This is a genomic window from Pseudofrankia coriaricola (assembly GCF_001854805.1).
Classification (GTDB): Bacteria; Actinomycetota; Actinomycetes; order Frankiales; family Frankiaceae; genus Pseudofrankia.
This window is the reverse complement of sequence record NZ_MBLO01000223.1, coordinates 20,969-47,897: the sequence shown is the minus strand read 5'-3', so window position 1 is coordinate 47,897 and position 26,929 is coordinate 20,969. Positions and strand designations below refer to the sequence as shown.

At 69.1% G+C, this 26,929-nt stretch carries 23 protein-coding genes; 8 read left to right on the top strand and 15 right to left on the bottom strand.

The window, feature by feature from the left end; translation table 11 throughout:
- Positions 1–129 precede the first annotated feature (129 nt).
- The 6 genes from BCD48_RS27345 to BCD48_RS27320 form a co-directional block, all read right to left on the bottom strand.
- Complete coding sequence (locus tag BCD48_RS27345) at positions 130–1,836, bottom strand: thiamine pyrophosphate-binding protein (RefSeq protein ID WP_071051256.1); 1,707 nt, start codon at positions 1,834–1,836, stop codon at positions 130–132.
- The gene (locus BCD48_RS27340; protein ID WP_071051255.1) at positions 1,833–2,756 is read right to left on the bottom strand and encodes an SDR family NAD(P)-dependent oxidoreductase; all 924 of its coding nucleotides are present in this window, start codon (positions 2,754–2,756) and stop codon (positions 1,833–1,835) included. Before BCD48_RS27340 ends, BCD48_RS27345 begins: the two co-directional genes overlap by 4 nt.
- A 42-nt stretch (positions 2,757–2,798) precedes the next feature.
- Positions 2,799–4,625, bottom strand: a complete 1,827-nt coding sequence (locus BCD48_RS27335) for a flavin-containing monooxygenase (protein ID WP_071051254.1) — start codon at positions 4,623–4,625, stop codon at positions 2,799–2,801.
- 63 nt (positions 4,626–4,688) lie between these two features.
- Positions 4,689–6,071, bottom strand: coding sequence for an aromatic ring-hydroxylating oxygenase subunit alpha (locus BCD48_RS27330; protein ID WP_071051253.1), 1,383 nt, complete (start codon positions 6,069–6,071; stop codon positions 4,689–4,691).
- A 100-nt stretch (positions 6,072–6,171) separates the two neighbouring features.
- Positions 6,172–7,017 (bottom strand): SDR family NAD(P)-dependent oxidoreductase, encoded by an 846-nt coding sequence (locus tag BCD48_RS27325; RefSeq protein WP_071051371.1) that lies wholly within the window; start codon positions 7,015–7,017, stop codon positions 6,172–6,174.
- A gap of 8 nt (positions 7,018–7,025) precedes the next feature.
- A complete protein-coding gene (locus tag BCD48_RS27320; protein ID WP_071051252.1) occupies positions 7,026–8,636 on the bottom strand; it encodes an SMP-30/gluconolactonase/LRE family protein in 1,611 nt (536 codons plus the stop codon).
- Positions 8,637–8,991: 355 nt separating this feature from the next.
- On the opposite strand from BCD48_RS27320, the gene BCD48_RS27315 reads away from it, so the two are divergent.
- Positions 8,992–10,392, top strand: coding sequence for an acetyl-CoA hydrolase/transferase family protein (locus tag BCD48_RS27315; protein WP_491677176.1), 1,401 nt, complete (start codon positions 8,992–8,994; stop codon positions 10,390–10,392).
- Positions 10,392–11,159 carry an enoyl-CoA hydratase-related protein gene (locus BCD48_RS27310; protein ID WP_071051250.1) on the top strand — a complete coding sequence of 256 codons (768 nt, stop codon included), beginning with the start codon at positions 10,392–10,394 and terminating at the stop codon, positions 11,157–11,159. Before BCD48_RS27315 ends, BCD48_RS27310 begins: the two co-directional genes overlap by 1 nt.
- A 179-nt stretch (positions 11,160–11,338) precedes the next feature.
- On the opposite strand, the gene BCD48_RS27305 is transcribed toward BCD48_RS27310, so the two are convergent.
- Complete coding sequence (locus BCD48_RS27305; RefSeq protein WP_071051249.1) at positions 11,339–12,517, bottom strand: CaiB/BaiF CoA transferase family protein; 1,179 nt, start codon at positions 12,515–12,517, stop codon at positions 11,339–11,341.
- A gap of 431 nt (positions 12,518–12,948) precedes the next feature.
- Between BCD48_RS27305 and BCD48_RS27300 the strand changes: the two genes are divergently transcribed.
- Complete coding sequence (locus BCD48_RS27300; protein WP_083419276.1) at positions 12,949–14,517, top strand: class I adenylate-forming enzyme family protein; 1,569 nt, start codon at positions 12,949–12,951, stop codon at positions 14,515–14,517.
- Positions 14,518–14,866: 349 nt separating this feature from the next.
- Complete coding sequence (locus BCD48_RS27295) at positions 14,867–15,451, top strand: TetR/AcrR family transcriptional regulator (protein WP_071051247.1); 585 nt, start codon at positions 14,867–14,869, stop codon at positions 15,449–15,451.
- Here the strand turns inward: BCD48_RS27295 and BCD48_RS54135 are convergent.
- The gene (locus BCD48_RS54135) at positions 15,372–15,755 is read right to left on the bottom strand and encodes a helix-turn-helix domain-containing protein (protein WP_241842023.1); all 384 of its coding nucleotides are present in this window, start codon (positions 15,753–15,755) and stop codon (positions 15,372–15,374) included. The genes BCD48_RS27295 and BCD48_RS54135 overlap by 80 nt on opposite strands.
- Positions 15,756–15,802: 47 nt before the next feature.
- On the opposite strand from BCD48_RS54135, the gene BCD48_RS54130 reads away from it, so the two are divergent.
- From BCD48_RS54130 to BCD48_RS27285, 3 genes are read left to right on the top strand one after another with little or no spacing between them, the layout of a single operon-like run.
- Positions 15,803–16,315 (top strand): hypothetical protein, encoded by a 513-nt coding sequence (locus BCD48_RS54130; protein WP_241842022.1) that lies wholly within the window; start codon positions 15,803–15,805, stop codon positions 16,313–16,315.
- Between the two features lie 21 nt (positions 16,316–16,336).
- On the top strand, positions 16,337–17,557 hold the full coding sequence (locus tag BCD48_RS50820; protein ID WP_131804113.1) for a thiolase family protein: 1,221 nt from the start codon (positions 16,337–16,339) through the stop codon (positions 17,555–17,557).
- 2 nt (positions 17,558–17,559) lie between these two features.
- The gene (locus BCD48_RS27285) at positions 17,560–17,973 is read left to right on the top strand and encodes a Zn-ribbon domain-containing OB-fold protein (RefSeq protein ID WP_131804112.1); all 414 of its coding nucleotides are present in this window, start codon (positions 17,560–17,562) and stop codon (positions 17,971–17,973) included.
- Between the two features lie 392 nt (positions 17,974–18,365).
- On the opposite strand, the gene BCD48_RS51585 is transcribed toward BCD48_RS27285, so the two are convergent.
- From BCD48_RS51585 to BCD48_RS27260, 5 genes are read right to left on the bottom strand one after another with little or no spacing between them, the layout of a single operon-like run.
- On the bottom strand, positions 18,366–19,313 hold the full coding sequence (locus BCD48_RS51585; RefSeq protein ID WP_071051244.1) for a glycine betaine ABC transporter substrate-binding protein: 948 nt from the start codon (positions 19,311–19,313) through the stop codon (positions 18,366–18,368).
- A gap of 56 nt (positions 19,314–19,369) precedes the next feature.
- The gene (locus BCD48_RS27275) at positions 19,370–20,140 is read right to left on the bottom strand and encodes an ABC transporter permease (protein ID WP_071051243.1); all 771 of its coding nucleotides are present in this window, start codon (positions 20,138–20,140) and stop codon (positions 19,370–19,372) included.
- Complete coding sequence (locus BCD48_RS27270) at positions 20,137–20,835, bottom strand: ABC transporter permease (protein WP_241842021.1); 699 nt, start codon at positions 20,833–20,835, stop codon at positions 20,137–20,139. The genes BCD48_RS27275 and BCD48_RS27270 overlap by 4 nt, the downstream gene beginning before the upstream one ends.
- Positions 20,832–21,932, bottom strand: coding sequence for an ABC transporter ATP-binding protein (locus tag BCD48_RS27265; protein ID WP_071051242.1), 1,101 nt, complete (start codon positions 21,930–21,932; stop codon positions 20,832–20,834). The genes BCD48_RS27270 and BCD48_RS27265 overlap by 4 nt, the downstream gene beginning before the upstream one ends.
- Positions 21,929–22,651, bottom strand: a complete 723-nt coding sequence (locus BCD48_RS27260; RefSeq protein ID WP_071051241.1) for an IclR family transcriptional regulator — start codon at positions 22,649–22,651, stop codon at positions 21,929–21,931. The genes BCD48_RS27265 and BCD48_RS27260 overlap by 4 nt, the downstream gene beginning before the upstream one ends.
- 170 nt (positions 22,652–22,821) lie before the next feature.
- Here BCD48_RS27260 and BCD48_RS27255 point away from each other — a divergent pair, with 170 nt between their 5' ends.
- Entirely contained in the window at positions 22,822–24,243 is a 1,422-nt protein-coding gene (locus BCD48_RS27255; RefSeq protein ID WP_071051240.1) for an aromatic amino acid lyase, read from the top strand.
- Between the two features lie 188 nt (positions 24,244–24,431).
- On the opposite strand, the gene hutI is transcribed toward BCD48_RS27255, so the two are convergent.
- Together hutI and BCD48_RS27245 are read right to left on the bottom strand one after the other, a co-directional pair.
- The gene (gene hutI, locus BCD48_RS27250) at positions 24,432–25,607 is read right to left on the bottom strand and encodes an imidazolonepropionase (protein WP_071051239.1); all 1,176 of its coding nucleotides are present in this window, start codon (positions 25,605–25,607) and stop codon (positions 24,432–24,434) included.
- Entirely contained in the window at positions 25,604–26,917 is a 1,314-nt protein-coding gene (locus BCD48_RS27245; RefSeq protein WP_071051238.1) for a formimidoylglutamate deiminase, read from the bottom strand. The genes hutI and BCD48_RS27245 overlap by 4 nt, the downstream gene beginning before the upstream one ends.
- Positions 26,918–26,929 lie beyond the last annotated feature (12 nt).

Here is a 26,929-nt window from a genome sequence, read left to right as displayed (position 1 = left end):
CCGCCGCTTCCGCTCGTGAGAGGCCCAACCGTGTCTCCGGGGACTGAGGCCGCCGGCGGCGCGACGGAAAATCCTGATCGCTCCCCGTTCGTCCCGCTGAACTGTCGAACGACCGGATGGCGCGGCGGGTCACTGCGTTCCCTCCGCGTACCAGGTACGGAACTCGTCGTAACTCGGCATCTCCTCCGAGTTCGCCTTCGGGTCGACCACCACGTGGATGACGCCAGGCTTGCCACTGGCCCAGGCCCGCTTGATGGCGGGGGCGATGTCCTCGTCGCGGTCGACGTACTCGCCGTAGCAGCCGAAGCCCTCGGCGACCTTGTCGAAGCGCGTCGCCGTGCTCCAGTGCGTGCCCGTCTCCAGCGAACCCTGGCCGAAGGTCCGCTTGTAGACGCCCACCTCGAGACCCCAGGCGTAGTCGACGGCCACGACGCAGACCAGCGGCAGGTTCAGGCGGGCGGCCGTCTCCAGCTCCGCGATCTGGAACTGGAACGACGAGTCGCCGGTGACCAGCATCACGGGGCGCCTGCCGTCGTCCGCCACCGAGGCGCCGATGGCGTAGGGAAGCCCGGTGCCGAGGTGCCCGAAGTTCTGGTTCCAGATCACGTCATGCGGCTTCGCCTGCGAGTAGGTCCAGCCGAAGATCGTGGTGGCGCCGCCGTCGCGGATCATGATGCCATCCGCCGGGAAGTCCTTGGTCGCCTCGACGATCAGTCGGGCCGGGTGCACGGGGGACATCCCCGAGGGCGCCGTCTCCGCCAGTTCCGCCAGCTGGTCCGCGTCCTGCCTGATCCAGGCCGCGAGCTCCGGCGTCGCGGTCCGCGGCGTGTCCCTCAGCGCCTCGACGAGCTGCGGGACGATCGCGCGCAGGTCACCGACGAGCGGCACGTCGATCGACCGGTTGACGCCGATCGCCGCGGGGTCCTGCTCGACGAGGATCCACTTGCGGTTGGCCTCGTTCGCGACCCAGTGCCGTCCCCGGCCGTAGTGGGCCGGCTCGCCGAGCTCCGTGCCGATGGCGAGGCACAGGTCGGACTTCACGACGGCGTCGATCGACGCCGACGAGAAGCCGTAGGGGAAGGTACGGTCCTCGAGCCCCTTGATGAACGAGGTGCCGCCGGACGTCTGGATTGCCGGGCAGGCCATCAGGTCCGCGAGGGCCCTGACCGACTCCCCGGCCCGGGCGGTGTGCACGCCGTGGCCGACAAGGATGATCGGCTGCCTGGCCGCGCGGATGAGCTCCGCCGCCTCGGCGATCACATCCGCGCCGGCCGTCTGGTTGACCAGGCGGTACTTCCTGGGCTCCGCCGCCGGAGGTACGTCGAGCTCCTCCTGGATGATGTGGGAGGGGTACTCGATGTAGACCGGGCCGGGAGTTCCCGACAGCGCCCTGCGCAGGCCCTCGCGGACGACCTCGTCGGTCTGGTCCGGGTACTCGATGCTGGCGCAGTACTTGACCGAGGGCTCGAAGAGCTCGGCCTGCCGCACGAACTGGATACGGCCGCGCCGGACCCGCTGCTCGGTGATCCGGGCACGCTGGCCGCCCAGGAAGATGACCGGCGAGTTCTCGACCTTCGCGCACATCATCGCGCCGGCCAGGTTGGCGACACCCGGGCCCAGCGTGCCGACGCACACGGCGGCCTTGCCGGTCATCCGGGAGACCGCTTCCGCCATGAAGCCGGCGGCCTCCTCGTGGTGCGGGGCGACCACGTTCCAGCCGCGTTCCTCGGCCAGGTGGAACATGTGCACGAAGTTCGGGTCCGGAATGCCGAAGATCGTGTTGATTCCCTCGGCCTCGAACAGGTGCAGGATGCGCTCGTAGACTTTCACCTTCATTGGTGGTCAGACCCCTTCGTGGCCATCGCGAAGCTGTTGACGATGTGGTCGACGTGGGCCGAGGGGACGACCGGCAGCACCCAGGGGTCCCGGACGTCGCGGATGCGCTCGATGTCCGCCGCGACCTGCTCGACCGTCCAGGAGGGCCGGTAGACCCCCGGGCTCTCGCCGACGAAGGCCCGGGCCAGCCGGCCGGCGATCGACACCAGGATCTCGCCGGTGATCGAGCAGGACTCGTGCGCCAGCCAGCCCACCGCCGGCGCCGTCAGCTCCGGTCCCATGGGTGGGTAGGCCGAGGTGTCGATCCCCTCGGCCAGCCTGGTGACCGCGGCGGGGACGATGACGTTGCACTTCACGCCCGAGGCCGCCCCCTCCAGCGCGACCACGTTGGAAAGTCCGATCATGCCCGCCTTCGACGTGGCGTAGTTGGCGATCCCGTGGTTGCCGTACAGGCCGCCGATCGACGAGGTCAGCACCACCCGGCCGTAGCCCGCCTGGGACATCAGCGGGAACGCGGCCCGGACCACGTGGAAGCCACCCCGCAGGTGGACGTCCACGACGGCCTCGAAGTCCTCGTATGCCATCTCCGACAGCGACGCCGGGCGGTGGGTCCCGGCGTTGTGGATGAGGACGTCGAGCCGGCCGAAGTGGTCCAGTGCCGCCTGGATGATCGCCTGGCCGCCCGCCGGGGTCGCCACCGAGTCGGTGGAGACGACGGCCTCTCCGCCGGCCGCCGCGACCTCCTTGACGACCTCCTGCGCGGGACCCGCGTCGACGCCGTCGCCGCGCGTGCTCACGCCCGGGTCGTTGACGACGACCTTCGCCCCCTTCGCGGCGAGTAACAGGGCATAGGCACGGCCCAGGCCCCGACCGGCACCGGTCACCACGGCCACGCGGTCGTCGAATCTCAGTTCAGCCACGGGAGATTCCTCTCACGACAGGAGCCACCGGCCCGGTGTTCGTCACTTGTCCAGCTCGAGGCCTGCCAGGTCGCCCGCGTCGCGCCAGCTCTGAAGGAGCTCCTCCATGGCGTAGAAGCCGGGCCAGTAGGGGTCGCCGAGAACCGAGCGGATCTCCTGCTCGCCCTCGTTGTTGTAGTAGCCGGGGGTGCACTCCCGGGCGTAGTTGGTGTTGTCGATCGCGGACGCCCGGATCGTCGCGACCCACTCGTCCTGGGCTTCCGCGGTGGGCTCCACGACGGAGGCGCCGCGAGTCAGCGTCTCCTTGATGATGTAGGCGATGTGGACGGCCTGCTGTTCGAACATCGCCGGCACGGCCGCCGTGATACCACCCTGGATGTACCCCGTGAAGAACTGGTTGGGGAAGCCGTGCGTCATCGTGCCGTGCAGGGTGCGGTAGCCCTTGGCCCAGTTGTCGTAAAGCGAGAGGGCGTCGCGGCCGGTGAAGGGGTGGATGGCGAGCCTGCGGTCGAGATCCGTGGTGATCTCGAAACCGCTGGCGAAGACGATGCAGTCGACCTCGTGCTCCACGCCGTCGGCGATGATGCCGCCCGTGGTGATCCTCTCGACGCCCTTCGACCTCGATACGTCGATGAGGGAGACGTTCGGGCGGTTGAAGGTCGGCAGGTAGGCGTCGTTGAAGCACGGCCGCTTGCACAGGAACCGGTAGTAGGGCTTCAGCGCCTCCGCGGTCGCCGGGTCGTCGACGGCGGCGTCGATGCGCTGACGAAGCCGCTCCATCACCTGGTAGTCGACGATCTCCCGAAGCTCCATGAACGTCACCGGGTCCGCCAGCGCGGCCCAGCCGTTGGTGGCGTCCAGATGCGCCTGCAGATTGCGGCTGATCTCGGTCCAGTTGTCGCAGATGAGGTCGGGCTGGCCTGGGGCGAAGGCCTCGTACGCCGCGGTGTGGAAGTTGCGCTGCCGCTCCTTCTGCCACCCCGGCCGCAGGGTCCTGACCCATTCGGGGTCGGTGGGGACGTCGCCGCGCTCGGCGATGGAGGACGCTGTGCGCTGGAAGACGTAGAGGTGCTCGGCGGTCTCGGCGATGTGCGGGATCGCCTGGATACCGCTCGCGCCCGTGCCGATCACGGCGACCTTCTTGCCGGCGAGCTTGTCGAGGCCGCCGAACAGGTCGCCGCCGGTGTACTGGTAGTCCCAGCGAGCGGTGTGGATCGTGTGGCCCTTGAACTCCTCGATGCCGGGGACGCCGGGGAGCTTCGGCTTGTTGAAAGGGCCCTGGCACATGACGACGAAGCGGGCGCGGATGTCGTCGTTCCGGTTGGTCCCGATACGCCACCGCTTGATCGACCCATCCCACTCCAGCGACGTGATCCGCGTGCTGAAGATGGCCTTGTCGTACAGGCCGAAATGCTTCCCGATGCGCTGCGCGTGCTCGAAGCACTCGTCCCCGCGCGCGTACTTCTCCTTCGGGATGTAGCCGGTCTCCTCGAGTAGCGGCAGGTAGCAGTAGCTCTCGGTGTCGCACTGGATGCCGGGGTAGCGGTTCCAGTACCACGCGCCGCCGAAGTCACCGGCGTGCTCGAGGATCCGGAAGTCGGTGACACCGGCCTCCTTGAGCCGGACGCCGGCGGTGAGCCCCGCCCAGCCGCCGCCGAGAATCGCGACGTCGATGCTCTCCGAGATCGGCGGGCGCGGCACGGTCGGCGTGTACGGGTCGGCCTCGAAGAACTCCTCGAAGTCGCCCTCGGCCACGAGGTACTGCTTCTGCCCCTCGGGGCGGATCCGCTTGTCCCGCTCCGCCAGGTACCTGGTCCGCAGCGCGTCATGGTCGATCTCTGGCGTCTGCGTGGGTGCGCAGTTCTGCATGCGAAGTCCTCGCCTCAGGGCTCTTGTGCGGGTCGTTCGTCGTGGGGACGGCGTTTCCGGCGATCAGGCGAGATCGCTCGGCGCACCCGTTCCCATGTACGTGGCCAGGTTGTGATGCAGGTTCACCACGCTGCGCTCGCGGTACGGGTTCGGCTTCGGGCCGGAGAAGCCGCGCGACTTCATCCCCTGCTGGACGGCGGCCATGTTGGAGAAGTCCTGCGGCAGGACGGTGCGCCAGCGCGGGTCGTCCGCGGGCGTGAACTCCCACTCGGTCGCCGGCTCCTCGCCGGCAGGGAAGAGTTCGTACACCGCGGCCTCGAAGATGCACTTGTCGGGGTCGTAGCCGAACGGCCGGGCGCTGTAGCACAGCATGTTGTTCAGCGCGTGGCCGATCTGGAAGTTCGGGAAGATCTGCCACGCCGTGCCAGCCTGGGCGACGTCCCGCGGGTCGACGGTCGGCCAGATCACTCCGCGCGCGGCGTCGTCGCGGCGCGCCGAGGCCAACCAGTGCGCCAGGACCTCACCGGGCGGCGTTCCCTCCGGCAGCTCCTCGGTCAGCCGCCGCGCGGCGTCGACAAGGGTCCGAGTGGTGTTGGTGTTCGAGTTCTCCCAGGTGAAGTTCTGCAGCTCGATCGTCGAGCGCCGGGCGTCGGGGCCGCTGCCGACCCGCAGCTTTGCCTGGTTCTCGTCCATGCCCTTGGGCGCGTCGTAGCCGATGTTGCTGTGCTTGCCCTGCGCCCGGGCCCACCCGAGGAAGTTCCCGAAGTTCATGAACTCCGGGTGGGTGTACGGCACGTGGTAGGTCTCCATGAAGGCCTCGAGGGCGACCTTCCAGTTGCAGTCGAAGACCAGCCACTTCCGCCAGCGATAGCGCATGTTCTCCAGCTGGAAGGGGTCGAGCAGGGTGGCCGCGGGCTCGAGATACTGCCGCAGCGGCTCACAGTCCGGGTCGAGGTTGATCCAGACCCAGCCGCCCCAGGTGTCGACCTGGACCTGCTTGAGGCTGATGACCTCGTCGGTCAGCCCGCACGGCCAGTCCTCGCGTTCGGCCGCGAAGGTGTTCTCGCCCTCCAGGCTGTACCGCCAGCCGTGGAAGCCGCAGACGAACTGCCGGCGCTGCCCGTGTGCGTTACGAGCGCCGTCCGGGGTGTCCACCAGCCGGCGGCCACGGTGCGAGCAGACGTTGTGGTACGCGCGGATCCTGTCCGCCGCCGTGCGTACGATGATGAGCGAGTCGTCGAGGATCTCGTAGGTCAGGAAGTCGCCGACCCCGGGAATCTCCTCGACCCGGCCGACCTGCTGCCAGACATTGGTCCACAGCTTGTCTCGCTCGGCCCGGGCGTACTCCTCGGAGAGATAGGCCTCGACGCCGATTGTCATCGGTCGTGCCAGCGCCTCCGCCGGCGCGGAAACCGCCCGCTGGACGTTGTCGACAGTTTCGGTCATGACATTCTCCAACCCGCGCCGGGAGATAATCGGTACATGGGTGGGTCGGCGCCTCGGTTACGACTGGTGTCGGAGGAAACGCTGGTGAGATCGTCCTGGGTCAGCGCGTGACAGCGGCGCGAAATCCCTCGTCCTTGAGGAAGAGCGAGGTGTTGTCGGCGCCGAGGTGGGTCCATTTCAGATTGAGACCGCCGTCGACCAGGATCGTCTGCCCGGTGATGTAGGAGGACAGGTCGGACAGCAGGAAGAGGATCGCTCCGGCCTGTTCCTCCGGGCGGGCGCGCCGGCCCATGGCGATGGCGCGGGCGTCGCGTTCGGGGTCCTCGTCGACGTAGGTGCGCGAGGCTGGGGTCGCGGTCACACCGGGGGCGACCGCGTTGACCCGGATGTCGTCCAGGGCCAGCTCGACGGCCATGGTGCGGGTCGCCGCCACCAGCGCGGCCTTGGCGGTTCCGTAGCCGATGTGGAACGGCGCGGTGTTCAGGCCGCTGATCGAGGAGATCGAGACGATCGATCCCGGCCGGCCCCGCTGCTTCAGCTCGGCGGCGACGGCCTGGCTCATGAAGAACATCGTCTCGAGGTTCCACGTGAACAGGTCGCGCCAGTCGTCCCGGGTGACCCGGGTCGAGGGCATCCAGGTCGACGTCGCGGCGCCGCCGGCCACGTTGACCAGCCCGTACAGCTCGCCGTCCGCCTCTGCCGCGGCCGCCATCGCGGTCGCGACGCCCTCGTCGGTGGCGGCGTCGGCCGCGACCGGGACGACGGCGAGCCCTTGGGCCACCAGGGGCTTGATGTGGGTGTCGAGGTTCACCGGGGACCGGCTCACCGCGATGACGGTCGCTCCGGCGCGGGCGACCAGGCTCACCACCGAGGTACCGATGCCACCGCCGGCCGCGCCGGAGACGATGACGACACGTCCGCCGAGGTCGATGAGGTCGTTGGCCATGAGGGCGCTCACCCGTCCTGGCGAAAGGCCAGGACGCTGCCCTCGGCGTCAGCGGACAGGTAGATCGTGCCGTCCGGCCCGGCGGCGATTCCGGCGAAGAGGCCCTGCGGACCGGAGAACGGCTGCAGCCCCTTCAGCGGCTTGGGCTCGACCCCGAGCGGGGGACCGACCGGCAGATCGCGGGCGATCGTGGCCCGGGACTTGCTGCCGAGGTCGACCTTGACCAGCGACTTGGCGCCCGCATCCACGATCAGGAGCTTCCCGTCGCGGACGAGGATGCCCTGCGGTGTCTCCAGGCCGTCCACCACCGTGTCGACGCCGGAGCTGGCGACCGAGACGACCCGACCGGCGCCGGACTCGGAGACCAGGCAGGTGCCGTCCCCGGCGAACGCCACGCCCATCGGCCGGTCCAGCCCGGAGGCCAGGGTCGCGACCTGCCCGCCCCGCACGGACACCACGCGGCCGGCGCCGAGCTCGGCGGCCGCCACGCCGCCGTCCGGCCCGATCGCCACGCCGTAGAGCTGGTCGAACGGCTCGGTTTCGCCGGCCAGAATGTCGTGTTCCATGGCCGCTGGCCGCCACCGCGCGAGCTGGCCGTTCGAGGTGGAGACGATGAACTCGCCTTCACCGACGGCGGTTACCCCGCGGATGTATCCCGGCCAGCCGGGGCTGAACAGGAAGCCCATCATCCGCAGGTCGCCGCCGGGCGGCAGGAAGTAGAAGTAGGTGCCATCGGAGACGTACAGGATGCCGTCGGGCCCCACGGTGAGGTCCAGCGGCCAGGTCAGCCCGCCGGGCAGCACCTGTCGGGTTCCGCCACCGCCGCCGAGGATCTCGGTGATCTGCCCGGTGAAGCTCGACACGAACAGCCGGTCCCCGACGAAGGTCAGGTTGTCCAGCCCAGGAGCGATGCTGGCCAGGGTGGTGCGCTCACCGTTGCGGGGGTTGATCCGCAGCACCTCGCCAGTGCCGACCTGGGTGGAGATGATGTAGCCCTCGGCGTCGAACTTCACCGCGTCCGGGACGCCCAGGTCGCCCACGACCCGCTCGGGCTCGCCGCCGTCGACGTCGATCCGCCAGATGTCGTTGGTGCCCAGCACCGGATAGTAGAGCTTGCCGTCCGGACCGAACTCCATGGCGTTGGGCATCGGCAGGTTCTCCACCAGCACCCGGGGAGCGCTGCCGTCGGCGTACATCTCCAGCAGGCGGCCGCCGATGCGGCATTCGTCGATGAACAGCCGGCCCTGGTGGATGGTGATGCCGTTCGCGCCCGGCACGTCGTCGCGCAGCACCCTAGTGCTGCCGTCGGTCTCGCGCACGGCCACGCGCCCGTCGTAGTACTCCGTGGCGTAGAGGTTGCCTTGGGCGTCGAAGGCGACATCGTCGGGCGCGACGATGTCGCCGCCCTGCGCGCTTACCGTGGCTAACTCGCCGGTGTCGACGTTGAGCGCGCTGATCTGGCTGCCGGCGACCTGGGCTACGTAGATACGGCCGTCGGGACCGGTACGCAGCCCGTTCGCACCGAATAATCGGCTCGGTGGGGTGAGTCTTTCCAGGCTCCATCCCTCAGCGAGGCTGGTGGACGTGGGGCTGGTGTAGCGCCCCCCTTGCAGCAACATGGCGACGGGCTCCCAGAAACATCGTCGTTAAGGAAGACTATTGGCGTGGGTGTACGAGAAACTCGCTCAGCAAGGCCCGGGTCTGGTGGATCTGAATACGAGGAGCTTTTTCGCGGCGGACTGTGAAGAGCAGGCGCGCCGAACGGTCGCGTGACGGTGGAAATGACCGCCGGGTGGGGCTGCCCGCCCGGTCCAACGGTAGGGCCAGATCCCGCGCTGACCCGGGCGGCGCGGTCGGAACCGAGCACCGGCGCGGCGCCGCCTCGGTCACCTGCGGCGGGCCAGCCCATCATCCTCACCTCTCCCGACGCTCGACGACCAGAAGTTGGACTACCATTCCATACTTGGGGTCCAAGTGTCCATATCCGACCGCCGCGGTGGCGCCTCGTCGAGCGCGGGCAGCCGGGTCGGTCAGGCCAGCGCGGACCCGGTCTACCCAGGCCCTACTGCGTCGGAGAAGGACCGAACCGAGAACTGGAGACGTATGAAGGTGATCTCCGCCGCCGGCGACCTCGACCTCAGCCAGGTCCTGCGCCCCGGCGACCGCATCGTGATGGGCCAGGCCTGCGGTGAGCCGACCTCGCTGGTCGAGGCGTTGATAGAGCAGGGCCGCGGCATCGACGGGCTCTCGGCCTTCATCGCCACCAGCTTCTCCGGTCTGTTCACGCCGGCGGCGACCAACAGCTTCTCGCTGTCCAGCATGGGTGCGATCGGCGTGTTGCGCTCGCTGACGAAGGCGCACAGGCTCAGCGTCATCCCCTGTCACGTCAGCCAGGTCGGGCCGATGATCGAGACCGGGCTGATCGGGTGTGAGGTCGCCTTCGTCCAGGTGAGCCCGGCCGACGCGAACGGGCACCACAGTCTCGGCCTGATCAGCGACTACGTGCGGGCGGCCGTCGCGAATGCGCGCGTCGTCGTGGCGGAGGTGAACGACCAGGTGCCGTTCACCCACGGCGAGCACGTGTCCGCATCCGAGATCGACTACGCCGTGCCGGTCTCGCGGCCCCCGGTCGAGGTGCCGGCGGCGAAGATCGGCGAGATCGATGAGGCCATCGCGAAGCACGCCGCCACCTACATCGAGGACGGCTCGGTCATTCAGACCGGGGTCGGCGCCGTGCCGGATGCCATCCTCCGCCAACTGCACGATCGCACGGATCTGGGCGTGCACTCCGGCATGCTCGGCGATGGTCTGATCGAACTGGTCGAAGCGGGTGTCGTCACCAACGCGCGCAAGCGGATCGACACCGGGGTCTCGATCAACGGCGCGCTGATCGGCACCAGACGCCTCTACGAGTTCGCCGACCACAACCCGCGGATCCGCATGTGCGCGACGTCCTACACCCACGACGCCGGCGTGCTCGCGCAGCTGGACAGGCTGGTGACCATCAACTCGGCGATGGAGGTCGACCTGACCGGCCAGGTGAACGCCGAGCAGAACGGCTCGGCGTACCTCGGCGGCACCGGCGGCCAGGTGGACTTCGTGCGCGCCGGCGCACGCTCGCCGGGCGGCCACGCCATCATCGCCCTGCCTGCCACCGCCAAGAACGGCACGGTCAGCAGGATCACCGCCCGGCTCTCCGGGCCAGTCACCACCGCGCGCAGCGACGTCGACGTGATCGTCACCGAGTTCGGTGCGGCCGAGCTCAGGGGCCAGACCCTCGCCGAGCGGACCCGCCGGCTGATCGCCGTCGCTCATCCCTCCTTTCAGGAGGAGCTGGCCCGGGAAGCCGACACGATTCAGCGGAGAGGTTTCTGATGAGTGAGGCCGTGCTGTTCGAGGCCCGCGACGACGGCATCGCTGTCATCACCCTGAACCGGCCCGAGACCCGGAACTGCCTGGCACGCGACGTCCGCGAGGGCCTGGATGCCGCCTGGTATCGCTTTGAGCGCGAGGCGGCGCTGCGCGTCGCGATTCTCACCGGCGCGGGCGAGCAGGCGTTCTGCGCCGGCGGAGACCTCACGGAGATGGTGGCGACCGGAATGCGAGTGCCGCCGCGCGACATGTTTGCCCTCCCGTACGACACGGTCGAACTGTCGAAGCCCACCATCGCGGCGGTCAACGGAGTCGCCTTCGCCGGCGGCTGGATGATCGCGCAGGCCTGCGACCTCTGTGTCGCCAGCACCAGCGCGCGGTTCGCGGTCACCGAGGTCAAGGTCGGCAGAAGCTCGCCCTGGGCCTCGCCGCTGATACACATGATTCCGCAGCGGATCATGATGGAGATCCTGCTCACCGGCCGGCCGATCACCGCGCGGCGGGCCCACGAGATCGGGCTCGTCAACCGCCTCGCCGAACCCGTGGCGCTGATGGACACCGCGCTCGGGCTGGCCGGTGAGATTCTCGCCGGCGCTCCGCTCTCGGTGCGGGCCGCGCGGGAAACGGTGATGATCGCTACCGAAATGGGGCGTTCGGCGGCCCTGAAGGCCGCCAGGTACGCCTCCGAGCACTGCTACAACAGCGAGGACGCCCAGGAAGGGCCCAGGGCGTTCGCGGAGAAGCGTGCCCCCCGGTGGATCGGACACTGAACAGGCAGTACGAGCAACTGCCGCGACGTCGCCCTGACCGCGCCGGCTCCACTCGGCCGCGGACAGCGACGGATACGCGGCGCATCGCGCGACCTCGCCGCGGTCGCTCTCCACCCGGGAGATGACCGCACGGCCGCGGGTGACCGAAGGGCGGTGGGGGACCGCGTCGCCCACCGCCGTCAGCTCTCGGCCCGCCCGGTGATGACCGCCCCTTCCGCGGTGGCACCAAGCTCGTCGATCACCTCCTGGGTGTGGGCGCCGAGCCGGGGAGCAGGGCCGGCGATGAAGCCGGGGGTCCGGGAGAACCACGTCGGTGTGCCAGGGAAACGCACCGGTCCATTCGGGGAATCCACCGTCTCGAAGAATCCCGCCTGATTCAGATGCGGGTTGTCGAACAGCTCGTCGAGGGTGCGGACGGGTGCGGCGGGAATGTCAAGGGACCGGAGCAGATCGAGCCAGTCCTGCGTCGTGTGCTCCAGGAAGGTCTCCGCCAGCCGGGCATAGACGGTGTCGATCTGGCGTGCTCGTTGCTCCAGGGTCGCGAAGTGCTCGCCCGCCCAGCTCGGCCGCACGGCATTGACGAACGCGACCCACTGCTTGTCGTTGTAGACCAGCGCGGAGATGTAGCCGTCCTTGGTGCGGTAGGGCTTCCGGTTGGGGGTGACCGCGCGGGGGTACACCGCTGGGCCCAGGGGAGGGCTGAACATCGCGCCGTTGGCATGTTCGACCAGCATGAACGCGGCCATGGTCTCGAACATGCTGACCTCGACCTCCTGGCCCTCGCCGGTCCGCTCGCGGTGGAACAGCGCCATCATGGTGGCGTACAGGGCAGTTAGTCCGCCTATCTTGTCGGCCATGATGGTGCCGACGTAGCTGGCCTCGCCGGTGAGCTGCTCCTGTACTGACGGCAGGCCGCATTCCGCCTGGATGGTGTCGTCGTAGGCGGTCAGATTCGCGTCCTGGCCGCGGCGGCCGTAGCCGTAGCAGTTGGTGTAGATGATCGACGGGTTGAGCGTGGCCACGTCCTCGTAACCGAACCCGAGTTTGTTGATCGCCTTCGCGCGCATCGAGTGGATGAACACGTCGCCGCGTCGGATGAGGGCACGTAGCGTTTCCCTGGCCTCGTCGGACCGAAGGTCCAGGACGACGCTGCGCTTGCCGCGGTTCACGTTGACGAAGACACCCGCCATTCCCGGCTCCGGCCCGACCGAGATGTAGCGGGTGTTATCGCCGGCGGGAATCTCGATCTTGATGACGTCGGCGCCCATGTCAGCCATGATCTGGGTGCAGTAGGGGCCCATGACCATCGAGGTCAGATCGACGACACGTACTCCGGACAGCGGACCTGAGTGCGTCATGCCGCGGCGCCTCGACGTATCGTGCCGTGGCGCTTACGGCGGTCGGTGACCAGCCGCGAGCCGGTGTATGAAGCACAGGAGCGATTTTCCGTCACGTGTCGACCACTCCTAGATGAAGAGACCGCCATCGCTGTGGTGGTCGTCTGTTTTGCGCTCGCCGGACCATCGGAGCCGGAACGAGGCGAACTCCTCGCAGCTCGCGTTGCTTTATCGGTGCCGCGCGTCCTGACGCCCGCTGCTGGCTAGCCCCGTGGCTCGTCCAGAGGGATCTGACGCGCTTTGAGGCATCATCGACTCCGACCGGTGCGCGCACCGGCGCACCGCCGTCGTCGCTCCCGGCGCGAGCCGCATCCGGGTGGCGGACGGTCCCTCAGAGGGGCCCATCGAGGGTGTCGGATGAATCCCTGTAAGAATAGTTGTATCAAGATGTCGTGAACAGCACACGCGACTCAGCGCAGCGCCCGGATCGCGCCCCCGGGGCCGCGACGGCTGGCCGGGGGGCGGCTGCCCCTGGCACGATCGCCGAGGTGCTGGACGCGGCGCTCGCGTCGCGCCCGGATGCCACCGCGATCGAGGCGTTCTCCGGCATGTGGTCGTACGCCGAGCTCGGCGGCCAGGCGCGACGGGCGGCCGGCGCTCTGTGGTCGCTGGGGGTACGCCCCGGTCACCGTGTCGCCGCCTGCCTGCCCAACGATCTGGACATCGTCGCGGCCTTCCACGGCGCGCAACGGATCGGGGCCGTCTGGGCGGGGGTCGGCGAGGCGCTCGCCGCGACCGAGCAGGAGGATCTGTACGACCTCTGCGAGCCAACGGTCGTGCTGGCCGGACCGCGTTGCCGGCTGACCTCGCCGGACTGTGTCGACCCCGATCGGTGGGCGGAGCTCCTCGCCCACGACGAGGCGGCCCCCGCGGTCGAGCTGGACCTCGATGCGCCGGCCGGGATCGCGTTCACCAGTGGGACATCGGGCCGCCCCAAGGCGGTCGTGCACAGCCAGCGCAACCTGCTCCTTCCGGGTGCGGTCCTCGTCGCGACCCGAGGCTGGGGACCCGAGCTGCGCAAGGGCGACAGCTTCCCGTTGACGATCCTCAACCTGATGGTGCTGTCCACACTGCTCACCGCGCAGGCCGGCGGGTGCGCCGTCATCATGAACCGGCGCGACCTCGAAGGGGTAGCGGAATGGATCTCCACGCGGCGCGTCACGGTGTGGAACGGCGCGCCCGCGCAGCTCTATGACCTCGCCGGGCGCCCTGACCTCGACCTCGGCTCGCTGCGGGAGGTGTGGAGCGGCGGCAGCGACACCCCGGACGCGCTGCGCGAGGCGTTCGCCGCGGCGCACGGGCTGGTTCCCCGGGTCACCTACGGCCTGACCGAGGCGCCGACCGTGGTGTCGATCGACCCGCCCGGAGACGAGTGGCGTCCGCGCGCGAGCGGGCAGGTGCTGGGGCACTATGACGTCGCGGCCTACGACGACGAGGGCCGCCGCCTGCCGGCGGGTGACCTCGGCGAGCTGCGGCTGAGCGGAACCACCGCCGGCGCCTGGGCGGGCAGATGGACGCCGCTGCTCGGCTACTGGGAGCGCGGCGGCGTCCGACCCATCGAGCCAGGCCCTGTCCCCACCGGCGACATCGGGACCGTCGACGCCGCCGGATGGCTGACGGTGCTGGACCGCAAGAAGCTGGTCATCATCCGGGGCGGCGCGAACGTCTACCCGCTCGAGGTGGAACGGGTCATCGCGACGCATCCGGACGTCGCCAGGGTCGCCGTGTATGCGGTGCCCGACGAGCGCCTCGGGCAGCGGGTGGCCGCCGTGGTCGAGAGTGCCGGCCCGCCGCTCGACCTCGTGGCGCTCGACGAGCTGTGCCGGCGCGAGCTCTCGCCGTACAAGGTTCCGGAGATCTGGTCGCAGGTGGACGCTCTGCCGGTGAACGCCATGGGCAAGGTGCAACGCGCCGGGCTGCCTGAGCTCGTCGACCGGCACCGGAGTCCCAGCGCTACCTGACCAGTCGGCGCCGCGGCCTGCGACGTCGCGATCCGCGAGGCCGCTGCCACAGGAAGGCACCGCCGCCGACGTGGTCGGCGCCCTCCGGTGGCTCGCCGGCGACCCCGGAAGTACGTCACCGGGGCGGACCGTCGTTGTCGACGGCGGGTGACCGGGCGCTGACGACAGGTCGGGTCGGGGTCGTCCTGGCGCCCGTTGTCGGGGCCCTGACCTGGCTGATCGGCGGGCGGCGCGTCGGCGCGTGACGTGACCGTCAGCGACCAACCTGCTCGGCCGCAAGGACGGCCGTATAGAATCGGATTTTAAACGCTCTGTCGAGGAGCTGCCCCAGCCGGGAGGTACACGTCCGATGCGACCAGTTCCGGATTCGATCTCGGCCAAGGTGATGGCGGCCGCCGAACTGTTCGCCGAACGTGGCCTCGACGGGGCGAAGATGAGCGAGATCTCGGCCGCCACCGGTATTCCGAGGGCGACGTTGTACTATCATTTCGAAGGCAAGGAAGCAGTTTTCTCGCACATGTGCGGCGTCGTTTTCGATGCGTTCGAGGAAGCTATTTCGACCGCGTTGAACGGGCCGGGGAACGCTGCGGAGCGGCTGGACCGAGTCATTTACGCGCAGATCGACATATACGCGACCTATCCGGTCGCGCTTCGGGCGCTCCAGCTTGATCTTGGTCGAGCCACGCGACGTCCCGAACTCATCGAGCGGGCGTCGCGTGCCTACCTGCGGCCCGTGGTGAAGCTGCTGGAGGAGGGCGCGGCAGACGGATCGTTGCGTCCGGTCGCCAGGCCGCGCGCAGTGGCGGCGGCCATCCTCGGGGCGATGACCATCGCAGCGGAGCGGACGTTGCCGATCAACGGAAAGGACGCGGTGTCGGAGCTGCACCGGGAAATGACTTTGTTCGTTCTCCAGGGCATGAGGGCGCCGGCCTGACGGTGTCCTCCGTCCAGGAGCGCCGGTTTGCGCCTACGGTCAAGTGCTTGCCCCTTTCTGCCACGCCGGGGTGGGGTTCCACCATCCGGTTCGCCGCCTGAACGGGTTCAGCTGGAGTGGACGCGCTCGCGGTAGCCGGTCGGCGTCTCCCGGTGTACTGGCCGAACGCGCGGGTGAAGGCGCTCACGCTCTGGAGGCCGACGGCGAGTGCGACGGTGCTGACGTTCTCGTTCTGGCCGTCCTGGGCCAGCAGAGCTATGGCTTTCAGCAGCCGGCTTTCCAAGAGGTACCGGCGCCAGGACATGCCGGCCGCGCATCGGGTCGTTCGACGTCCGGCTGATCGGCCACCGCTTGGCTTACTGGATCATCTCACGGATCACCGGGGCGGCGGTGGCAGCGCACACAGGTCTGGCCGAAATTGGCAGACACTTGGCCGAACCTGCAAGGACGGCCACGGGTCGACTCACCGATGATGAGCCGACAGGACGCGGCCGGGTCCGGTTTGCAAGCAGAGTCCGTCGGCGCAAGTCGGCGGCGCCAAAGAACTTCCTCGAGCTGCTGCCGGTTGACAGCATCCTGTTCGAGACCGACTTCCCGCGCACCACCTGCCTGTTCGAGAACATCCAGGAGACCATCACCGCGGGGCTCAGGCAGGTCGAGACCGGAGCGCGCCGGAAGATCCTGTGGGGAGAACGCGGCACGGCTCTACCGGATCGAACAGCCGGCGGCACAGTGGCAGGCAACAGCCGGACGCGAAGCGACGTGACCCTCGCACCTGATCGCCGCCGCCCGCGCCGTCACCGAGGGTTCACCGGAATAGGAAGGACTGGCCATCGCTCAGGACTGGCGGACGTTCAGCTGTGAGCTCGGCATCAAGGTGAAGAAGTGGGAGTGGTGATTACGGAGGGTTTCACGGAGCCCGCTCGGGAGCTTTCCCGGGTGGCCGCCATCGTCGGCGTCGGCGAGTCGGACTACGCCAAGGACTACCGGGCGGGCCGGCAGAAGGAAGCGACGTATGTCGCACCCGACGGTTTGTCTCTTGCCGCGGTGGCCTTCGAGCGGGCGCTGGCGGATTCGGGGTTGGGGCGTGACGACATCGACGGCGTGAACGCCTGCTTCATGTACGGGGGCCCTGCGCCGCGGGAGGTGGCGGAGGCGTTGGGGATCCGGCCGCGGTACGCCGTTGCCAAGGGCAACATCATGGATCATGTCATCCCGCCGGCCGTGGTGGCGCTCGCCGAGGGGAGATGCGACACGATCGCCCTCGTCTACGCCGCCGCGCCGAGGGCGTCCCAACGGGTGTACGGCGGAGCGACCTACGGTGACGAGGGCGCGACGCCGGTCTCGTACTACTACTTCACGCCCTGGGGCTGGAGTTCCCAGGCTGCCCACTGGGCCTTCATCTTCCAGCACTACATGAACACCTTCGGCGCGACCGAGGCAGACCTGGGCAGCGTCGCCATGACGTTGCGGCGCCACGCGGGGCGGAACGAGAACGCGATCATGCGGGCGCGGCTCACGATCGACGACTACCTCACGTCTCGTTACATCGTCCGGCCGTTGCGCCTTTTCGACATCTGTCTTGTGAACAACGGGGCCGTCTGCCTGATCATGCGCAGGACGGGCATGACGACCGACCTCCCGCATGTCCCCGTCGAGGTGGCTGGCTGGGGTCACGCCAGGACTGGCCCGGCGAAGATGCACCAACTGGTGCGCGAGCGCCTTCGCCTCCACTTCGCCGAGGCTGGGCGGCAGGCGTTCGAGATGGCCGGCCTCGCCCGTTCCGACGTGGGTCATTTCCAGGGCTACGACGCATCCAGCATCCACCTCGTGGAGCAGCTTGAGGGCTACGGCTTCGCCGAGGCCGGTACCGGCCTGGAGTTCTGCAAGGACGGCCAGATGGACCTCGGTGGCGCGCTGCCGACGAACACGAGCGGCGGCTTGCTGTCCGAGGCGTACATGCACGGGTGGAACCATGTCGTGGAGGCGGTCCGCCAGCTGCGCCACGAGGCGGGTGGCCGTCAGGTCGACGACGTGACGACGTCGTTGTTCTCGATGGCGACGACCGAGTCCGCGCACCCGCTCCTGTTCACGCGGGGAGGGTGACCGTGCCCGAGCGCAGACCGAACCGGTTTCTCGGGGGTGTCCACGACGAGTTCTGGCAGTTCTGCAACAGGGGCGAGCTGCGGCTGCAGCGGTGTACTGGCTGTAGCTCCTTCGCTTGGCCCCCGGTCACGCGGTGCGCGCACTGCGGCGGTGACGAGTTGGACTGGCGACGTGTCGCCGGTACCGGCGAGCTCGTGAGCTGGGCCACGTTCGAGCACCGGTACCATTGGGAGATCCCGCTGCCCTGGGACACCATCCTCGTCGAGCTTGACGAAGGCCCGCTCTTCGTCAGCAATCCGGTCGGCTTCACCAGAGACGAGATGACGCCGGCCATGCCCGTCGAGGTCGAGTTCATCGAGTGCGAAGACGACGCCGGCGCCTTCCGCCTCCCGGTCTTCCGCAAGCACGCCCGCTAGTGTGGCTGTGCACGTCGACAACCCGCGGCGCAGCGCCGTCCACGGCCCCGCGGGTCTACCGGCGGCGGGCCCAAGGGGGCAGGGTTGGCGCTCGCACCGGACGCAGTCGCTGGTCGGCGGGGCACCCGACCAGGCGACCGCCGCACGGGACGGTGTCGAGCGTGCGACGGTGCCGATCCGATTCCCGGGGCCCGAGCAGGAGGCCCCGCCGCCAACCCGGCTGTGAGCGCCCGTCCGACCGGCCCCAGGGGCGCGGTGGGTGACCTTGCCGCGTCATGCTGGGAGGTCGTGCGGTCTCGCTCGACGGGCTGGGTAGCTGTGTGCAACCACCGTCCAGTACCGACCGAACCAGAGCGGTCGGTACTGGACGGGCTGGAGCGCGGCCGCGGGGTTCAGCTGGCCAGTTTGGCCAGGTCGGCGATGGAGACGAGGTGGTACTTGTCCGCCGTCGCCTTGGTGACGACGATGGCGTCGCTGTCCTGGGCGGTCGCCTGGTCGAGCTCGATCAGGTTGGCGGGCAGGGCTTTTGCCAGCGCGGCGTACACGTCGGCGGAGCTGGTGGCCGTGGCGGACGCGTCGATGAACTGCAGGAGCGTGCCGGTGTACTCGGCGAACAGGTCGAGCGAGCCGTCCTTGAGCGCCGCGTAGTACTTCTCCCGGCTGCCTATGTTCAGCGTGGTCTTGACTGAGGCGCCCTGCGCCTTGAGCGCCTCCGCGTAGATCTCGGCGAGGATCACGTTCTCCGGGAAGTTGGCGGAACCGATGGTCAGGCTGACGCCCGAGGCCGCGGTGCCGGTGGCGGCAAGACCGTTGTCGGACAGCCACTGCCTGGCCACCGCATCCGGGTCCTGCTTGTCCGTCTGCACCTTGGTGAGCAGCGCCGAGAGCCCGGACGTCGTGAGCTTGGCCTGGATGGCGTTGAGAGTCGTCTTGACGCCGTCCGTCGCCTTGGCCTTGTTGATTACCGGCACGATGTTCTGGGCCGCGAAGTTGCTCTTCGGGTCGGTGAGAATCACGAAGTCGTTGGCCGCGATCGAGGGGTCAGTGGTGAACAGGTCGGCCGCGTCGATCTGCCCGTTCTTCAGAGCCGTCACGGTGACCGGGCCACCGGTGTCGGTAACGGTGAACTTACCAAAGGTGACGCCGTAGTTCTTCTCCAGGCCGGGCACGCCGTCGGCCCGCGTCTTGAACTCCGGCGGACCGCCGAGGATCAACCCGCTCGCGACGCTCTTGCCGCTCGCGGTGGGCGAGTCGCTCGACCCGCAGGCCGCCAGGCCGACGGCGGCGACCGCGGCGACGGCGGCGACGGCCGTGACTGATCTAAGGAATTTCCGCTTCATCTTTTCTCCCTGGTTGCGTCGAGGTACGACTCATTCGGATGTGGTTCCGGAAGAGATCAGGCGTGGGATACTTCCGGCCCTGTCAGGACGGCCGACTGGACTTCCGAGGCCACGGCCGGCCTCCCGCGGGGGAACCGTCCGGTGATTCCTCGCGAGACCGCGTAGCGTTGGATTGTCGCGAAAATGAGATCCGTGGTCAGCGCGAGAGCGGCCACCAGCACGCCTCCGCCGATCATCTGCGGATAGTCCTGCTGCGCGAGGCCGTCGTAGATGAATCGCCCGAGACCGCCGAGAGGAACGTAGGAGGCGATGGTCGCGGTCGCGATCACCTGGAGGGTTGCCGACCGGAGTCCGGAGAAGATGAGAGGGAGGCTGCACGGCAGCTCGACCTGGAAGAGAACCTGTGGACCGGTCATGCCCATGCCGGCCGCGGCGTCGCGCACCGCCGGGGAGACGTTGTCGATCCCGGCGTAGGTGTTCGCCAGGATGGGTGGAACGGCGAGCAGAACCAGGACGATCTCGGTGGGGATCAGGTACCCGGTGTCCGTACGGCCGTGGAAGTGTGGAGCGATGATCACGGTCAGCAGCACCAGCACGCCCACCGTGGGAAGGGCACGGACCGCGTTGGCCGCCGAGACCAACCAGGTGCCGCGTCCGGTGTGGCCGATGAGCATGCCCAGGGGAAGCGCGATCAGGATGGCGACGGCGAGAGCGATCCCCGTGAACCGGATATGCGCCTCGAGCTGGGTGAGAATGCCGGTGTTCAGATGGCTGTCTTTCCAGTTGTCGCCGTCGGTGAGCCAGTTGAAGACCCTTGTGATGATCATCGGGCAACCCTCCGCCACGGGACGAGTATCCGGTTCAGCAGCAGGACCAGGCCGTCGAGCACGAGGGCGAGCAGAACACACAGCACGATCCCGAGAACGATCGGCGGGTAGTACGGCGTGGGGGTCGAGAGCTGGAAACCGGTCGTGAACAGCTGCCCGAGGTTTGACATTCCGATCGTCCCGGCGACGGCGACGATGCTGACGTTGGCCACCAGAGCCACCCGCACGCCCGCCGTGATGACGGGTACGGCGATGGGGAGCTCCACCTTGAAGAAGCGACCCAGATCCTTGTATCCGATGGCGCTGGCGGCCTGCAGCGTCTCCTCGGGCACCGAGGCGAGCCCGTCGGCCACGACCCGCACCAGCAGGGCCACCGAGTAGACGGTGAGAGCGATCGGCACCTGGATCGGGTCGAGTGAACTCAAGCCGAGAATCGGCGGGATCATGACAAACAACGCGATCGAAGGGATCGTGTAGAGAAGACCGGTGATCGAGATCAGCGGTGGGTAGACGAACCGGTGGCGTCGCGCGAGCCAGCCGAGAGGGAGCGCGATCGCGAGCCCGATCACCACCGGGAGCACCGAGAGCCACGTGTGCGACCACAGCCACCCGAGGTCCTCGTGGCGATGGTCCATAAAATACCCGATGAAGTGCAGCGGGGAAGAGCTGGAGCTTGTGCCGGCCGCGGAGATCACGATGCCATCGCCGTCCGGGCCTCAATGAGATCGAGGACTTCGCGTGCCGTGACGGAGCCGATCAGGCAACCACTGGCGTCGACGACGACGCCGCGCCCGGACGGCGACGAGAGGCAGGCGTCGAGCGCCGCCCGCAGGGTTCCTCCCTGGGTGGCGAGGGTGCCTCCGCGGTAGAGCATCTCCTCGGTCACCGTCTCTTCGCCGGCGCGCAGGTGTTCGAGATTCAGCCAGCCGTGCGGCGTGCCCGCGGCGTCGACCACGAGGATCCAGGTGCCGTCGTCGGAGCCCGAGGGCACGGGGCCGCCCAGCGCGACGGTCTGCTCGGCGTGGGTAGAGAGCGTTCCGGCGCTGGTAAAGGCGAGCGCGCGATAGCCGCGGTCCCGCCCCACGAATCCCGCCACAAAGGCATCGACGGGTCGACTCAACAGCTCTTGCGGGGGAGCGAGCTGCGCGAGCCGCCCGCCGACCCTCAGCACCGCGACCTGGTCGCCCAGTTTGATCGCTTCGTCGATGTCGTGGGTGACGAACACGATGGTCTTGCCGAGGTCTCCCTGCAGTCGGAGGAACTCGTCCTGCAACTGCTCGCGCACGACGGGGTCGACCGCGGAGAACGGCTCGTCCATGAGCATCACCGGTGGATCGGCGGCGAGGGCTCGGGCCACCCCGACACGTTGCTGCTGGCCGCCCGACAGCTGCGCGGGGTACCGCTTGGCGAAGTGGGCCGGTAGCCCTACCCGTTCGAGGAGCTCGACAGCACGGGTTCGCGCCTGCTTCTTGTTGTGCCCGAGCAGCAACGGGACAGCGGCGACGTTGTCGACGATCGTGCGATGCGGAAAGAGCCCGGCGTGCTGGATGACGTAGCCGATCCGGCGGCGCAGCTCGTGGGTGGCCATACCAGCCGTGTCGACATCGTCTATCCAGATCGAGCCGGAGGTCGGCTCGATCATCCGGTTGATCATTCGCAGGCTGGTGGTCTTCCCGCAGCCGGACGGTCCGACGAGCACTGTGATCTGCCCAGACGGCGCTACCAGGTTCAGCTCGTCGACGGCGACGGTTCCATCGGGGTAGTGCTTCGACACTGTGTCAAATCTGATCATGTCCCTGTGTCCTGTTCCGCCGTCGGTGGGGGATTGGGCGTTCCGAGCTGGGCACTCAGTAGCCGCGCTTCCTGGGCAACGATTCGCCCGTAGTCGTGCATCGTGTTGTCGTCGATGCGGTAGCTCGGGCCGAGGACGCTGAAGGCCCCTGCGACCCCTCCCGGATGCCGGACGGGTGCCGCGATGGCGGTCACGTCGGGCTCGAGGCGGTCGCGCTCGGCGACGTAGCCCGACGGCGGGACGTCGTCCATCAGAGCGCGCCCCACCGCGAGCCCGGCCATCGGCACCGTTCGGCCGATCCAGCTCGTGTGCCGCACAGAGTGGGTGCCCTCCACCATCGCGACGTAGATGGCGCTGTCGCGGGCCGCGCGCATCGAAAGGTAGGCCGACTCGCCCGTGGCGGCCACGATGCGGTGCAGCGCAGGCGTGGCGATCCTCACCAAGGTGTTGCGCCCGATGGCGGTCGCACCCAGTTGGATCAGTCGCGGGCCGGCTCCGAAACTTCCCTCGCCGTTGCGCGACACGAACCCGGCACGTTCGAGCGTGCGCAGGAGCCGCAGTGCCGTGCTGGCCGGTAGGTGGGCCCGTCGGGCGCACTCGGACAAGGAGAGTGACTCCTGTTCGCACACCTCGGAGAGCAGGAGCAAGGCGCGATCCACCGTGCGAGTCGAAGTGCTGCCGGTGGCGATGGCGAACTCCTCCTCGGCGTCGAGTGGCATGCAGCCTCACGCCCTCCCGTCCGAAGCCCTGGCTGCTTCCATCTGGTGGAAGTAGCCTGCCATTGGACGATAAGATGCCATGTAGGGCCTCTGGGTCCAAGAGGGTCGCCAGACAGTTTTCGCGAATGAAACAGAACGATCTGTCGCCGCGGCGGCTCAGGAGCAACGCCATGATCGAGATTGACGGCAGCAGTCTCCGGATCGACGACATCGTCGCGGTCGCGCGGCGGCTCACGCCGGTGCGCGTGGGAGAGGAAGCGCGCGAACGTGTTCGGCGATCCCAGGCGTTTGCGAACGCCGCCTCGTCCGAGAGGCCGATCTACGGGCGTACGACCGGGGTCGGAGCCAACCGCGTCCAAACGGTCTCGGACCCCGAGGCCGGGGCCCGGAGTCTGATCCTCAGCCACGCCACGTCGGGCGGTTCGCTGCGCTCCGCCGAGCGGGTCCGGGCGATGCTGGTCGTGCGGTTGAACCAGTTGGCCGCGGACGGCAACGGTGCGTCACCGGATCTCCTCGATGCCCTGGCCGACCTGCTCCAGCTGGATGCGCTTCCACCGGTACGAGAGCTGGGAAGCATTGGTACGGGTGATCTCTCGGCGCTCGCCGTCACCGCCCTGGCCATCAGCGGGCAGGTAATGACGACAAATCCGATCCGCCGCCCGGTCGTCGTCGGCAGCGGGGACGCCGTCCCGTTCCTGTCCAGTAGCGCGGCCACTCTCGCCGATGCCGCGCTCGCGTGTGCCGACCTGCTTGCGCTGGCCGAGGCGGCTCACGTCGTCGCGGCACTGACCTTCGTCGGCGTGACCGGGAACATCGAGGCGTTCGCTCCCGCGGTAGAGGTGGCCACGCCTTTCCCTGGCGCGCGGCATGTCTGTGTCCGCATGCGTGAGCTCGTTGCCGGCACCCCGGCTGGGGCGCGGATCCAGGACCCGTTCGGTTTGCGCAGCCTGCCCCAGGTGCACGGCGTCTTCCTTGACAGCCTTGCCACGCTCTCGGACGTGGTGACACGGATGGTGAACACCGGCTCGGAGAACCCGATCGTCTCGGCCGCCCATGGCATCGCCCACCACGGCGGCTTCCACGCCTCCTACCTCGGTCAAGCACTGGACGCTGTCGTCCTGGCGGCGTCCCAGTCGGCGCACCTCTCGCTCACCCGGCTCACCATGCTGGCCGAGCCGGCCTACACCGGCCTCGCGCCGTTCCTCGGCGAGGGCACCCCGGCGGCGTCGGGGATCATGATTGCGGAGTACGTGGTCGCCTCGGCGCTGGCGGAGATGCGGGCCCTCGCCAGCCCGGCCAGCCTGCAGTCGGTCACACTGTCCCGCGGGGTGGAGGAGGACGCGAGCTTCGCCTCCCTGGCTGCCTCCCAGGCTGCCCAGACAGCGATCCGGCTGCGCACTGTGCTTGCGGGAGAGCTGGTCGCGGCGGTCCGGTGCCTCCGGCTCCAGGCCCGGTCGGCTGCCGCCGAGGCCGCGCTGCCGACGGGACTGCACGCCGCATGGTCGGCGGTGGCGGACCTCCCCCGCGGCGCCGAGGACCGCGATCTCACCGTCGACCTCGAGATGGCCGAACGGCTCCTCAGCTTCCTATAGGGCCAAAGGGTATGCGAAAATGATCTTTCTTCGCATACCCGGCCGGGGTTCCTGCCGGATCGCCGAACGGGGTCCCTGCCAGATCGGCGACAGGGTCCCCGCCGGATCGACGCAGTCGATCTGGGAGGTCAGCGATCTGGGAGGTCGTGATCTGGGAGGTCTGCTGGTAGGTCCGGTTGTCCCCAGGATCACTGGTGGGACCGACCGGGAAGAGCGAGGGCGCGGGCGATAGGGACGCCGGGGCGGTAGGCCAGGTGCAGATAGCTGGGGGCGTCCAGCACCGTAAGATCGGCCGTGTAGCCGGGAGCAAGGACTCCGATATCGTTGCGCCTCAGGGCTTGTGCCCCACCTACTGTGGCCGCGGACAGGGCCTCGGCCGGGGTCATGGACATCTCCCGGACGGCCAGCGCGATCATCAGCGGCATCGACGACGTGTAGCAGCTGCCGGGGTTGCAGTCGGTGGCCAGCGCCACGGTCACGCCGGCTGCCAGCAGCCGCCGGGCGTCGGGGTAGGGGGAACGGGTGGAGAACTCGACGCCAGGCAGCAGCGTCGCCACTGTGGACCCGCCGGCCAGCGCGTCGACGTCGGCGTCGGTCAGATGCGTGCAATGGTCGACGCTCGCGCATCCCAGCTCGACAGCCAGTTGCACCCCGGGCCCGGCTGAGAGCTGGTTGCCGTGGACCCGGAGGCCGAGTCCGGTCCTCCGGCCCGCCAGCAGGATCGCGCGTGCCTCGTCGCCATCGAACGCGGTTGGGCTGGCCGGCTCGCAGAAGACGTCGATCCACCGGGCGTAGGGGGCGCAGGCGGTGAGCATCTCCCCGCACACCAGCCTCACGTAGTCCGCTCGATCGGTCCCTGGGGGCACGACGTGCGCCCCCAGGAACGTGGTCTCGGGGGTGACCTCCCGCGCCAGCCGCAGCGCCCGGACCTCGTCCGCGATGGTGAGGCCGTAACCGCTCTTGACCTCCACCGTCGTGGTTCCCTGCGTGTGCATCTCCGTCATCCGCGTGGCGAGCAAGGTCCGCAACTGCTCGTCGGTCGCCCTACGGGTGGCCGCCACCGTGGTGGCTATGCCGCCGCCGCTGTAGCGGGCTCCGGCCATCCGGGCGGCGAACTCGGCGGACCGGTCGCCGGCGAACACGAGATGCGCATGGGAGTCCACGAAGCCGGGGATCACCGCGCGCCCACCGAGATCCACGCGACGGTCCGCCGCCGGCGCCTCCGCCTCGCGACCCACCCAGCGGACCCGGCCGTCCGAAACCACGACGGCGGCGTCCGTCAGGATGCCAAGGGTGGATCTGTCACCGACCGAAGGGTCGTTGGTGACCAGCTCGCCGATTCCGCCGACGAGGGTGCTGCTCATCGTTCCTGCTCCCACACAGCTGAAATCGCCTCTCCGAGTAGCCGGCCGACGTCGCCGAGGACATGCTGTCCGCCCGTCACCACGGTCCGGCCGTCCACCACGACGGTGTCGACGTCCGCGGCGGTCGCGGCCATCAGGACCCGCTCGGCCGCCACCCCCGCGGTACGCGGCGTGTCGAGCCGCACGGCCACGAGATCGGCCCGGCCACCCACCTCGAGCCGGCCGGCATCCCAGCCGATCGCCGCGTGGTCGGTGAGGAAGCCCAGGAGCTGGTCATGTCCGAAGCGGCCGCGCCGCAACGAGGTCAGTCGCTCGTGCTCCTCCACCCCGCGGATCTCTCCGAAGAGGTCGATGGAGGCGTTCTGGTCGCTGCCGACACTCAGCGGCGCACCCGCGTCGCGCAGCGCCCCGCCCGGCCCAATGCCGTCGGCGAGGTCGCGCTCGGTACCAGGGCACAGGCAGACCGTGGTCCCGGAGCGGCCCAGGAGGCCGACGTCGCCGGAGGTCAGGTGGGTGGCGTGGACCGCCGTGGTGGTGTGCCCGAGCGCGCCGGCCTCCGCGAGCAGAGCGGTCGGGGTGCATCCGTAGAACCCGGCGCAGGCCTCGTTCTCGGCGGGCTGCTCGGACAGGTGGACGTGCAGCGGCCGCCCCCGCGCCTGCGAGACCACGGTGGGGAGCGCCTCCCGAGGTACTGCCCGCACCGAGTGCGCCGCCACCCCCACCCGCATCCGCTCCGACGGGCGGAGCAGGTCGACCCGCTCCGCCCAGGCGTCGACGGTGCCGTCACCGAACCGCAGTTGCGGTCCCGAAAGCGGCGTGTGGCCGTCGCTTCCAAGACCGCCCGCGAGGTAGCAGGTGTCGACGAGGGTGAGCCGGATGCCGGCGTCGGTGGCGGCCTGGCGCAGGGCCTCCGCCATCGCGTTCGGGTCGGCGTAGGGGGTGCCGCCGCAGGCGTGATGCAGGTAGTGGAACTCGCCGACCGACGTGATTCCCGCCAGCGCCATCTCGGCGTAGGTCGCGCGGGCGAGGGTCAGGTAGCTGTCCGGGTCCAGGCGCCCGGCGACGGTGTACATCGCGTGCCGCCAGCTCCAGAAGTCGCCGGGGCCGTCGTGGGTCCGCCCCCGCAGAGCGCGGTGAAAGGCGTGGCTGTGGCCGTTGGCGAAGCCGGGCAGCACGACGCCGGGCAGTCGGACGGCGTCGCCCGGCTCGGTGCCGGGTCGAATGCTGGTGAACCGGCCGTCAGCGGCCTCGAAAGTGACGTTCCGCGCCGGGCCGGTGGCCAGCACGGCGTCGGCGGCGAACCACCTCATCCCGCGCGCCTC